Consider the following 11,396-nt stretch of genomic DNA (forward strand, 5'->3'; position numbering starts at 1 on the left):
GCCGCTGCTGTGTTTCGGCCTGTTTGCGTTCGCTGATATCGACCAGCATGTTGATGCCGCCGATGATCTTGCCATCTTCATCGCGCAGCGGCGTCGGATACGGGATGAAGGGAATGCGCACGCCGTCCGGGCGCTCGGCGACGGCTTCAGCGTTGCGTATCGGACGCCCCTCCTTCAGGGCGACCGCCATCGGGCACTGGTCGTGAGGAAGCGGGCTTCCGTCCGGCCAGAACAGTTTCCACGTCACGCACCACTTATCCTTGCCGATCTGCGGAACGCGCCCGGAAAGCTCGACGGCCGCCTCGTTGAAAAAGGTTATCGTGCCGTCGGCATCCGTCGTGTAGATCGCCGCCGGAATTGCCGCCAGCAGGTCGCGCAGCTGACGCTCGCTCGCCCGCAGCTTGGCTTCAGCCATCTTTTGGTCGGTGATGTCGCGCGCAATCTTCGAGGCGCCGATGATGAGGCCCTGGCTGTTGCGGATCGGCGAAATCGTCAGGGAAATATCGACGAGACTGCCGTCCTTGCGGCGACGCACCGTTTCGAAGTGATCGACGTTTTCGCCGCTGCTGATGCGCCTGATGATCTCCGGCTCCTCGCCCAGCCGGTCATCAGGGATGATCATCGTGATGTGCCTGCCGATCGCCTCGTCGGCCGTGAAGCCGAACAGCCGCTCCGCGCTGGCATTCCATGAGGCGATAATGCCGTTGAGGTCCTTGCTGATGATCGCGTCGTGAGAGGATTCGACAATGGCCACGAGCTGATTTGCCGCGCGTTCCGTCGTCTGGCGGGCGGTCTCGAGCCGTACGCGGTCGACCGCGAAGCCGAGTTGTCCGGCCACTGTCAGCGCAAAACGAAGCTCGGACTCCACGAAATCGTGCGGATGATCGTAATAGGACATGAACTTGCCGAGCAGCTGACCGCGCACCGAGATCGGAATGAAAGCCAGCGCTGCAATGCCTTCGTCCCGCACAGCCGCCTTGAGGTCGTCCGGCAATCCGCTTTGCTCGACGTCGGCAATAGCGATCGGTTCGGGATCGCGTGTGTCGCGCGACCAGGGGGAATGGCCTTCGACGGCCGTTCTGTAAGCTTGCGACAGGCCTCGCGAGGCGGCAAATCTGAGGAAGCCGGTGTTGTCGAAGAAGAGTATGGAGGCCCGGTCCGCACCCAATGCGCGAATGATGGTGCTGAGGGCTATCTCGTGAACCTCGCCGAGATTCGCCGCGCGCTGAAGGCTGTCCGTGAATTCGTAAAGCGCCGCCTGCTGCTCCAGATGCCGGACGAGCGCGGCCTCGGCCTTCTTGCGGGCGGTGATATCCTGCTGGACGCGCACCGCATACAAGAAGCGGCCTTCGGAGTCCCTTACGCTCGAGGACGTGACCGCGACCCAGACTCTTGCCCCGTCCTTGCGGATGAAGCGCTTTTCGTGCCGGTAGCTGTCGATCTCGCCTCGCACCTGACGCTCGAACTGACGCAGGTCCGCATCGACATTCTCCGCCAGAGTGGCATCGAACACCGACCTGCCGACAAGTTCATCGGCGGAATAGCCGAGCAGGTCGGCCAGGTAGCCGTTGACGCGCCCGAGTTCGCCCTTCGCGTTGACTTCAGCGATGCCAATCGCCGCATGCTGGTAAGTTGCAGCGAGCCGCTGCTCCTGTTGCCCAATGATCTCATCGCTCAGACGCCGGTCCGTGACGTCATGGAAACAGTTGATGGCTCCGACGACCCGACCGTCCTCGTCTTCGATCGGTTCGATGTGGACCATCACCCATATCGCCGTGCCGTCCGGCCGCTCGAGCTTTCCTTCAACCCCCCTGACGGGAATGCCGGTTCGCAGCACCGCGGCCATCGGGGTTTGGGCGCGCGCGATCTGCCGTCCATCGAGATAGAGCCTGTGGGATCCGCAATAGAGTTCGCTGTCCGAGCCAAGCAAGGGCGTTCGCCCCCACAAATCGGCAGCGCGCTTGTTGAACCAAAGCAATCGGCCTTGCGCGTCGCAAGCGTAGATCGCAATGGGCAGCGTCTCGATGAAGTCAGGCGGGATTTGCAGGGTGAGCGCGTCCTGCGGGGTACGGATAAACCCCTCGGTTCCTTGAAGGCTTTCGATGCGCATCTCCCAATCCCGCTCGAGCAACGAAAAGCCAAACGCATCGGATCGCCGAATGTTCCCGTGCGGCCCGACTCTTCGGCACTGAGGCAGCGCCGACATAATGCCGACGACGATTTCGTCTTGCCTGGTGGACCGATTTTCGCACAGAGGCGCAAAGCGTTCGAACGACCGGTCACACTGGCGGGATCCCTCATGCAACCGGGCCGGAAAGAGCTGCATGCGAATCCGGGCCGCCTTGACCTGGCGCATTGCCTTCCGCGCCGGCTCGCACAATAGTCGGGCCGATGTTCGAGGCGATAGCGAGTCACTGGTCGACGCTTATCCTTTTCCTGTCGTTGGCGATGGCGGCGGTCGGCATCGTCCATGCCATCATGACGAAGGAAGACGTGCGCGCCGCCACGGGTTGGGTCGGCGTGATGCTTCTGTCGCCCTTCCTCGGCGCGATCATCTACGCCATCGCTGGCATCAACCGCATCCGCCGCGCGACGATCAGCGCCATGCGGCCCAGCGCCGGTTCGGCGGATGAGGGGCACAATCGCGACGTCGCCGTCGAAGCCTTGATCGAGGCCCAATTCGGCCAGCGCTTCGTCGGATTGAAGACACTGGGCGACAGGGTGGCGCGGCGTCCGCTGACTTCGGGAAACATGATCGCCGTGCTCGAGACCGGCGACGAGGCCTATATGGCGATGTGCCGGGCGATCGACGGCGCGCAAAAGAGCGTGCTTCTCGAAACTTACATCTTCGACAACGACGCCGTCGGACAGATGTTCGCGCAGTCGCTCTCCGCCGCGGTCAAACGCGGCGTTGCCGTGCGCGTGCTGATCGACGCCGTCGGCGTGCGCTATTCGGTACCCAGCATCCTGAAGCAGCTCAGGGAGTCCAACGTCGCCGTCGATCTCTTCAACGGCAACATCGTCATGGGCTTGAGACTTCCTTATGCGAATCTCAGAACCCACAGGAAGGTCCTGGTCATCGACGCGACAGTGGCGTTTACCGGAGGCATGAACATCCGCAAGGGGTTCTCGGCCGAATTCGCCGGTTCCGACAGCTCCAGGGACACGCATTTCGAGGTCACCGGGCCGGTGGTGGCCGACCTGTTCTCGGTCGCCGCCGAGGACTGGCGCTTCGCCAGCAACGAGGCGCTGAAGGGCGACGTCTGGCAGGTCGAGCGAACCGCCCCGCCGCCCGGCCAGCCGATGCTGGTCAGAGCCGTGGCGACAGGACCGGATGCCGCGAACGAAACCAACCACAAGCTGCTGATGGGTGCGTTTTCGGTCGCCCGCAAATCGATCCGCATCATGTCGCCCTATTTCCTGCCGGACCGCGAGCTGATCAGCGCGCTGACCACGGCCGGCGCGCGCGGTGTCGAGATCGACATCGTGGTGCCGGCGGTGAACAACCTTTTCCTCGTCGACCGCGCCATGACGGCACAATTCGACCAGGTGCTGAAGCATTATTGCCGGGTGTGGCGCCACGAGGGCCCCTTCGATCACTCGAAACTTATGGCAATAGACGGCGCGTGGGCTTATGTCGGCTCGTCCAATCTCGACGCCCGGTCGCTCAGGCTGAATTTCGAGATCGACATGGAGGTCCTGGATGCCAACTTCGCCCGGGCGATCGAGGCGCGTATCGACGCGGCGATCGCGTCGGCGAAACCGGTGACACTCGAGATGCTGAGGGCCAGAGCCTTCGTCATTCGTGTCCTCGACCGATTGCTGTGGCTGGGATCGCCCTATCTGTAGGCAAGGAAGACGAGCAGCAGGAACCATGGAGAGAAACGGACGCACCCTCCCCGAAACCGTGCTCCTGTCGATCCGCGGCAGAAAGATGCGGAAAGCGAAAGCCACGGCGCCGAAACGGGTCGGCGGCGCCGAGATGGTGGTCGCCTCCTACAACGTCCACAAATGCATCGGCACCGACCGCAAGTTCGACCCCGAGCGGACCGCGCGCGTCATCCGCGAGATCAGCCCCGATGTGATCGCGCTGCAGGAGGCCGACAACCGCTTCGGCGACCGCGCCGGCCTGCTCGCCCTCAACCGCCTCGAAATCGAAACAGGGCTGGTCCCGGTGCCGATCACCGGAAACGGCAAGGCACATGGCTGGCGCGGCAACGTGCTTCTGTTCAAGCGCGGCACGGTGCGCGACGTGCACCAGATCAAGCTGCCCGGCCTGGAGCCGCGCGGGGCGCTGGTCGCCGAGATCGACCTCGACGAGAACCGGACGCTGCGCGTGATCGCGGCGCATCTCGGCCTGTTGCGCCGCTCGCGCTCGGAACAGGCGCGCGTCGTGCTCGATATCATGAGCAGCGCGGACGAAAGGCCGACGCTCCTGCTTGGCGACCTCAACGAATGGCGGCTGGGCAACCGCTCCGCGCTCAACACGCTGCACAACACGTTCGGCCCCTCGCTGCCCGCTGTGCCCACCTTTCCGTCCGGCCTGCCGGTGCTGGCGCTCGACCGGATCATGGGGAACCGCGACGGCATGGTGTCGGCGGTGGAAGCGCACGACACGCCGCTGTCGCGCGTGGCGTCCGACCACCTGCCGCTCACGGCTTACGTGCATCTATAGGAAGAGTAGCTCACCCTTCCCTGAGCCAGACCAGCATCTCGCCGGGATCGCGGTTGTCCCAGGCGAAGTAAGGAATCGCCTTGAGCGTCGTCTCTTCGGTTTCCGGCGGCTCGGGGCGGTAGAGATCGCCGCCCCAGGTCTTCGCCTCGGCCCGGCTGCCGATCGCCGAAAGCGTGACGATACCGCCGAGCAGGTTCGGCTCTTTGTGCGCTTCCAGCCTGGCCGTGCGCGGCAGCGCAATGCGGTGCAGGCCACCGCCATTGTCGGTTTCCTCGACGCAGTAGAGCAGCGGGCCGCGCGACAGCGCGACGCGGCCGATGTCCTGCCGCACTTCCGGATTGGCGAAGAGGCGCGCCATCGACATTTCGAGGTCGAGCTCGACGCGGTCGCCCTTTTGCCATTCGCGGCGGATCGCGGCATAGCCGTCGACCGTGACCGCATCGAGATCGAGCATGTTGCCGTTCAGCTTCAGCGCCGCGTTGCGGCACCAGGCGGGCACGCGCAGGTAAAGCGTGAATTCAACCGGTGTCTGTGCCTCGATCTCGATCGAGACCGCGCCGTCCCAGGGATAGTTGCTGGTCTGGACCAGGCTGACCGGGCGGCCGGCGATCTCGAAGCGTGCGGTGGAGTCGCCATAGAGATGCACGGCCAGCGCGTCGTCGGCGAGGCCGTAGAAATAGCTGCCGATGGAGGCCACCATGCGGCCGATATTAGGCGGGCAGCAGGGGCAGCGGTGCCATTTCCAGCGGTGGTGGCCGCCGCGGCTTTCCAGCGGGTTCTCGTAGAAGAACAGCGAGCCGTCGAGCGACAGGCCCGAGATCGAGCCGTTGTAGAGCGCCCGCTCCATCATGTCGGCATAGCGGCGGTTCGGGCCCATGCCCAGCATGCGGCTCGCCCAGAACACCAGGCCGACCGAGGCGCAGGTCTCGGCATAGGCGGTTTCGTTGGGCAGGTCGTAGTCGCTGGTGAAACCCTCATTGTGAGCCGACGGCCCGAGGCCGCCGGTGACATAGAGGCTCTTGGTGGTCAGATCGTCCCACAGCCTGTCGAGCGCCGCGCGCAAGCTGTCGTCGCCATATTCGGTGGCAATGTCGGCCATGCCGGAGAAGAGGTACATCGCCCGCACAGCGTGGCCGACGACCTTGTCCTGCTCGCGCACCGGCTTGTGCGACTGATTGTATTCGTAGGTTTTGAAATGATAGGCCTTCGGGTCGGCGCCGCGGGCGCGCGCCTCCTCGTCGAAATAATGCGGCTGCTGGCCGCGCTGGTCGATGAAGTACTTCGCCAGATCCATGTACTTCTTCTCGCCCGTCGCCCGCGCGAGCTTCACCAGCGCCAGCTCGATCTCCTCATGGCCGCAATAGCCCTTTTTCTTGCCGGGCTCCGGGCCGAACATCGAGGCGATGTGGTCGGCGTAGCGGCTCATGATGTCGAGCAGCTTGCGCTTGCCCGTCGCCTGAAAGTAGGCGACGGCGCCCTCGATCAGATGGCCGGCGCAGTAGAGCTCGTGGCAGTCGCGCAGGTTGGTCCAGCGGAGACCCGGCTGGATGCGCTGGTACCAGCTGGAGAGATAACCGTCCTCCTGCTGCAGCTTGCCGTACATGTCGATGACGGCGTCGATCTTTTTCTCCAGCTCCGGATTGCGGCGCCGGTAGAGCGAGTAGGCGGCGGTCTCGATGGTCTTGCCCCAGTCGGAATCCCAGAACATCTGGGTCGTCACCGTCGAGCCGGTGAACTCGGCGCCCTGCGCGTCGGCCTCGTCGGGCGACGGCGAATGGAACGGGATGACCACGCCCGGCGACGGCCGGCCGGGATCGATCTGCTCCAGCATGCGCGCCTCGACGCAGCGGTCGTAGAGGATGCCGGCGGTCTTGGCGGCGACCGCGTCGACCCGGTCACCCCAGAAGCCGCGGACATCGACCTGCGGCACGGGCAGCGGCCGGAAGGCAAGCTTCGGCTTCGCGGCCGCGGCTGCCTGGGCTGCGGTGGCGGATTGTGCTGCGGTCATAACGTCACTCCATTCGAATGCGGGAAATCATTTGACGGCCCCGGCCATCAGGCCGCGGATGTAGAAGCGCTGCAGCGCCAGGAACAGGATCAGGCAGGGCACCATCATCACCGTGACGCCCGCCTGCACCGCGCCCCAATCGATGGCGCCGAAGCGGCCGGACTGAAGCGCGGTCATCATCACCGGCAGGGTGAATTTCGACTGGTCGGTCATCAGCACCAGCGCGGCCAGGAACTCGTTCCAGGCGCCGAGGAAGGCGAAAAGCGCGATGGTGACGACGCCCGGCCAGACCAAAGGCAGCATCACCTTGACCAGCATGGTGACATTGTTGGCGCCATCCATGCGCGCCGCCTCCTCGATCTCGCGCGGCACCGCGTCGAAGGCGTTGCGCATCATGAAGATCGAGAACGGCAGCTGCAGCGTGACATAGACGCAGACCAGGCCGGTCAGCGTGTTGTGCAGACCGAGTTTCGTCAGCACCAGGAAGATCGGCGTCAGGATCGACTGGAACGGGATCATGATCGTCGACAGGATGAGGATGAAGAAGAAGTCCCGGAACGGGAAGCGGAAGCGCGAGAAGCCGTAGCCGGCGAGCACGCTGACCAGCACAGAGAGCAATACCGTCATTACCGAAACATAGATGCTGTTCTGCGCCGAGGCCCAAAGCCCGTCGCCGAAAGTGTTCAGCGTCTGATAGTTCTCGACCGAGAAGCCGGTGGTCGGCCAGGGCGGCAGCGGCGGCTGGCGCGCTTCCTGCGCCGGCTTGAAGGTGGAGAGCACCGTCCACACGATCGGCCCCAAAAACAGCACCGAGGCGATGATGCCGGTGGAATGCCTGGCGAGGCTGAAGGCCGCCTTGCGGTGCTGCGACATCGCCTCGGCCATCAGTCGAGCCCCTCGGGCTTGCGCAGCAGCCAGAGCTGGATGAGGCTGAGCGCCACCAGGATGACCAGCAGCACCATGGAAAGTGCCGCGCCGTAGCCGAGCTTGAACGAGACGAAGGACTGGTTGAAGATCCAGTAGACCGCCGTCAGCGTCTGGTTGCGCGGGCCGCCGCGCAGGATGATGTAGAACTGGTCGAAGGCGAGGATCGAGCCCGCGACCGACAGGATCAGCGCCAGCGCCAAGGTGCGGCGCATCAGCGGCAGGGTGATCGCCCTGAAGCGGGCGAACGGCCCTGCCCCATCGATGACGGCGGCCTCCTGCAGGTCCTGCGGGATCGACTGCAGGCCGGTCATCAGGATGATCATGGTGAAGCCGGCGACCTTCCAGACCACCATGGCGATGATCGACCAGAACGCCGGCTGGAAGGTGGCGAGAAGATTGACCTTCCTCTCGGTCAGGCCGAGGTCGTAAGCGGCCGGGCTGAACAGGCCGGAATCGACGTTCAACAGCCACGACCAGAGCAGGCTTGCGGAAGCAAAGCCCACCACGGCCGGCATGAAGAAGGCGGTGCGGTAGAGATTGGTGAGCGGGTGCGGCCGCTCGATGAAGATCGCCAGCGGGAAGGCGACGGCGAAGATCGCGATGGTGACGATCAGCGTGTAGTAGAAGGTGAATTTGAGCGCGTTCCAGAACCGCGTGTCGCGCAGGATGGCAAAGTAATTGTCGAGGCCGATGAAAGCGTGCTCGCCCATCAGCGGCCAGTTGTGCAGCGACATCCACGCCGTCATGCCGAGCGGGATGACGAAGAACACGGTGACGAAGGCGACGGCCGGCAGGACATAGAGCAGGCCCACCCATTGCCGGCGGCTGACGCCGATGCGTCTGGCTCGGGCGGGCGCGGAGGTTGCAGTGAGGGTGGTCATGGCTGAGCTCCCCCTTCTCCCCTTGTGGGAGAAGGTGTCGCCGAAGGCGACGGATGCGGGGTGTTCCAGCGGAGTGAGATGCTGGTGTTTCCTGGAACACCCCTCATCCGTCTCGGCGCTGCGCGCCGATCCACCTTCTCCCACAGGGCGAGAAGCGGGAGCGAACCTCGCGGCGCCTCAAATTGGCGATGCTGGTGAGTGAGCTTTCTCAACGCGATAATCCTGCCATTTAGCGCGGCGTCCCCTCCCCCTTGAGGGGAGGGTCCGGCCGAAGGCCGGGGTGGGGGTCCGCTGTGAAGTGCGCCTACGGGGAGATAGCGTCGGCGTACTTCGCGGGCGACCCGACCCGGACCTGCGGTCCGACCTCCCCTCGAGGGGGAGGTTTAGGGCCGCGCTTTACTTCTGCGGCGCCTGGTCGATGATCGACTGCATGGTCTCCTGGGCATTGGCGATGGCGCCGTCGACATCGTCGCCGAAGAAGACTTCGTTGACCATCTGCGTCCACGGCCCGTTGGCGGAGTTGATCAGGTCGTTGAACACCACCGAATAGGGCGTGCGGCCCTTGGCCATCGCCTCGGCCGCCACCTGGTAGCGCGGATCGAGGTCCTTCAGCGCCTCCTTGGCGATGTCGCCGCGCACCGGAAGGCTACCATATTTGGCGAGGATGGTCTGGCCCTCGAGCGAGTAGGCGAAGTCCAGAAACTCCTTCACCACGGCGATCTTCTTGGTGCCCTTGGTGACGACGAAATTGTCGCCGCCGGCGAAGGACGACCAGCCGCCATCCTTGCCCGGCAGGAAGGTGATGCCGTAGTCGATATCAGGGTATTGCGTATTGAGCGCGCCGATGGCGAAGGCGCCGGACGGCGAGAGGCCGATCTTGCCGCCGGCAAAGGCGGCGAAGAAATTGGCGCCGGTGTCGGTCTGCGCACCCTCGGGCACCAGCCCTTTCTTGACCATCGAGCGGTAGAGGTCGATCGCGCCGCGCAGCTGCGGGCTGTCGAGCGTCGCCTTGGAGCCGTCCTCGGAGAGGATGTCGCCGCCCGACGCCCAGACCAGCGGCGTGAAGGTGAAGATGTTGCAGCCGCCGCAATTGCCGGAGAAGTAGAAGCCCTTGATGTCGCCGCCGAGCGCATTGACCTTTTCGGCGTCGGCCTCGATCTCGGCCCAGGTCTTCGGCCCCTTTTCCGGGTCGAGCCCGGCCTGCTTGAACAGCTTCTTGTTCCAGATCAGCACCGAAGAATCGGCCGAGAACGGCAGGCCGTAGATGCGGCCCTTATAGGTGCCGGTCTTCACATGCGCCGGCGACAGGCTCGAAAAATAGGGCAAGGATTTCGCCCAGTCGGTGATGTCCTCGAGCTGGCCGGCGGCGGCGAAGGATGGCGTGTAGATCAGGTCGAGCGACAGCGCATCGGGCGCGGTGCCACCGGCTGCGGCCGCGCCATATTTCGGGATGATCTCGGCGTTCGGGATGATGTCGAGCTTGATCTGGTCCTTATGCGCTTTGTTGAAGGCGTCGACGATGCGCGGCATGAAATTCGAGCCGTCGGCGCGCACCCAGATGTTGGCGGTCTCGGCGGACGCCGCCTGCAGGCCGCCGCCGATCACGGCCGCGGCCAGGGCCAGCTTGGCAAACATGGTTTTCACGGTATTCCTCCTCATGGTTCTCCTCCCAATTTGGCCGTTGCGCGACGGCCGTTTCGTTCGATGCCTCAGCCGCCCGGCGGACGGCCGCATGACTGACGCACCACCAGCCGGCACGGCAGTTTCCTGATGCCCGGCGCGGCCGGCTGGCCGCCCACGAGCGAAAGCAGAGCGAGCCCGGCCTCGCGGCCGAGCGCTGAAAGGTTCATGTCGACCGAGGTCAGCGGCGGGCGCGTCGCCTCGGCCACGATCTCCCAATTGTCGAAGCCGATGACGCCGACATCGTCGGGCACGCGGATGCCGCGCTCGCGCAGCGCGTCGATGACACCGCGCGCGATCTGGTCGTTGCCGCAGAAGACGGCATCGGGCCAGCCTTTCCTGCCCCGGCCGTTGCCGAACAGTTTCGCCACCGCATCGTGCCCCCAGGCTTCCGACCAGGCGCCGAGCAGCGGCTCGCCGACCGGCAGGCCATGCGCCTCGAGCACTTCCCGGTAAGCCTCGGCCCGCGCGTGCACCACGGCGAAGCCCGCCGGTCCGGTGACATGGGCGATGCGGCGGCGCCCGAGCCGCAAAAAATGCTCGACCGCCAGCCGCGCGCCGCCGGCATCGTCGGAGACCAGGCCGACCGCGCCGGCATACGGCTGAGTGAAGGCATAGACGACCGGAATGCGCAAATTGGAGAGATCGATCGGCAGATGGCGGTCGATGCGCTTTCCCGTGGCGATGATGCCGTCGACGCGCTTGTCGAGCATGGCCTCGACATGCAGTTGGCCGAGCCGCGTGTCGTCCTCGACATTGCACAGGAACACCGAGACGCCATTGTCGACCAGCGCATCCGAAACGCCGGCCATCAGCGGCAGCGAGAAGCGGCCATAGGTATCGTTGGTAAGCAGGCCGACGGTGAAGGAGCGCTTGCGCAGCAGGCTCTGCGCCAGGTGGTTCGGCCGGAAGCCGAGACGCTGCGCCACCTCACGAATGCGCTCGCGCGTCTCGGCGGTCATCCGCCCCTGCCCGTTCAGGGCCTTCGACGCCGTCGCCACGCTGACGCCGGCCGCAGCCGCCACCTCGCGCAGCGTCACCGGCGGCTTGGCGGAAACTGGCGCTGGCTCGGCGTCGGAAGACATAGTTCGAGGCGCATCCCTAAGTTGGGAAAAGGTTTTCCCTCATCGTCCTGCGCGAAGATGACGGGTGAGGTCAGCAGGCGGGAGGCGATTTGGGAAAAGGTTTTCTCAAAGGGAGATTAGGGGAAGCGGGAGGGGTTGGC

Annotated in this window: 8 protein-coding genes; 2 read left to right on the top strand and 6 right to left on the bottom strand. The window is 64.8% G+C overall.

The window, feature by feature from the left end:
* A partial coding sequence (locus EOA79_RS24305; protein ID WP_245489923.1) for a PAS domain S-box protein occupies positions 1-2,356 on the bottom strand: 2,356 nt, incomplete at its 3' end.
* Between the two features lie 35 nt (positions 2,357-2,391).
* Between EOA79_RS24305 and EOA79_RS24310 the strand changes: the two genes are divergently transcribed.
* Both EOA79_RS24310 and EOA79_RS24315 read left to right on the top strand, forming a co-directional pair.
* Positions 2,392-3,849, top strand: a complete 1,458-nt coding sequence (locus EOA79_RS24310) for a phospholipase D-like domain-containing protein (RefSeq protein ID WP_095824806.1) — start codon at positions 2,392-2,394, stop codon at positions 3,847-3,849.
* A 25-nt stretch (positions 3,850-3,874) separates the two neighbouring features.
* Positions 3,875-4,675 (top strand): endonuclease/exonuclease/phosphatase family protein, encoded by an 801-nt coding sequence (locus EOA79_RS24315; RefSeq protein ID WP_128293362.1) that lies wholly within the window; start codon positions 3,875-3,877, stop codon positions 4,673-4,675.
* Between the two features lie 10 nt (positions 4,676-4,685).
* Here EOA79_RS24315 and EOA79_RS24320 read toward each other — a convergent pair whose 3' ends face one another.
* The 5 genes from EOA79_RS24320 to EOA79_RS24340 form a co-directional block, all read right to left on the bottom strand.
* Entirely contained in the window at positions 4,686-6,683 is a 1,998-nt protein-coding gene (locus EOA79_RS24320) for a glycoside hydrolase family 127 protein (protein WP_095824808.1), read from the bottom strand.
* A gap of 27 nt (positions 6,684-6,710) precedes the next feature.
* Positions 6,711-7,568, bottom strand: coding sequence for a carbohydrate ABC transporter permease (locus EOA79_RS24325; RefSeq protein ID WP_095824809.1), 858 nt, complete (start codon positions 7,566-7,568; stop codon positions 6,711-6,713).
* Positions 7,568-8,491 carry a sugar ABC transporter permease gene (locus EOA79_RS24330; RefSeq protein WP_095824810.1) on the bottom strand — a complete coding sequence of 308 codons (924 nt, stop codon included), beginning with the start codon at positions 8,489-8,491 and terminating at the stop codon, positions 7,568-7,570. The genes EOA79_RS24325 and EOA79_RS24330 overlap by 1 nt, the downstream gene beginning before the upstream one ends.
* Before the next feature lie 396 nt (positions 8,492-8,887).
* Entirely contained in the window at positions 8,888-10,135 is a 1,248-nt protein-coding gene (locus EOA79_RS24335) for a sugar ABC transporter substrate-binding protein (RefSeq protein ID WP_095824811.1), read from the bottom strand.
* 65 nt (positions 10,136-10,200) lie between these two features.
* Complete coding sequence (locus tag EOA79_RS24340) at positions 10,201-11,256, bottom strand: LacI family DNA-binding transcriptional regulator (RefSeq protein ID WP_095824812.1); 1,056 nt, start codon at positions 11,254-11,256, stop codon at positions 10,201-10,203.
* Positions 11,257-11,396: the final 140 nt, after the last annotated feature.

This window comes from Mesorhizobium sp. M1A.F.Ca.IN.020.03.2.1, assembly GCF_004023205.1.
Lineage (GTDB): Bacteria > Pseudomonadota > Alphaproteobacteria > Rhizobiales > Rhizobiaceae > Mesorhizobium.

What these genes read in the sequence shown, in the direction of transcription:
- EOA79_RS24315 (WP_128293362.1), top strand. Translation starts at nt 3,875, where the DNA reads ATGGAGAGAAACGGACGCACCCTCCCCGAAACCGTGCTCCTGTCGATC.
- EOA79_RS24340 (WP_095824812.1), bottom strand. Translation starts at nt 11,256, where the DNA reads ATGTCTTCCGACGCCGAGCCAGCGCCAGTTTCCGCCAAGCCGCCGGTG.
- EOA79_RS24325 (WP_095824809.1), bottom strand. Translation starts at nt 7,568, where the DNA reads ATGGCCGAGGCGATGTCGCAGCACCGCAAGGCGGCCTTCAGCCTCGCC.
- EOA79_RS24320 (WP_095824808.1), bottom strand. Translation starts at nt 6,683, where the DNA reads ATGACCGCAGCACAATCCGCCACCGCAGCCCAGGCAGCCGCGGCCGCG.
- EOA79_RS24310 (WP_095824806.1), top strand. Translation starts at nt 2,392, where the DNA reads ATGTTCGAGGCGATAGCGAGTCACTGGTCGACGCTTATCCTTTTCCTG.
- EOA79_RS24330 (WP_095824810.1), bottom strand. Translation starts at nt 8,491, where the DNA reads ATGACCACCCTCACTGCAACCTCCGCGCCCGCCCGAGCCAGACGCATC.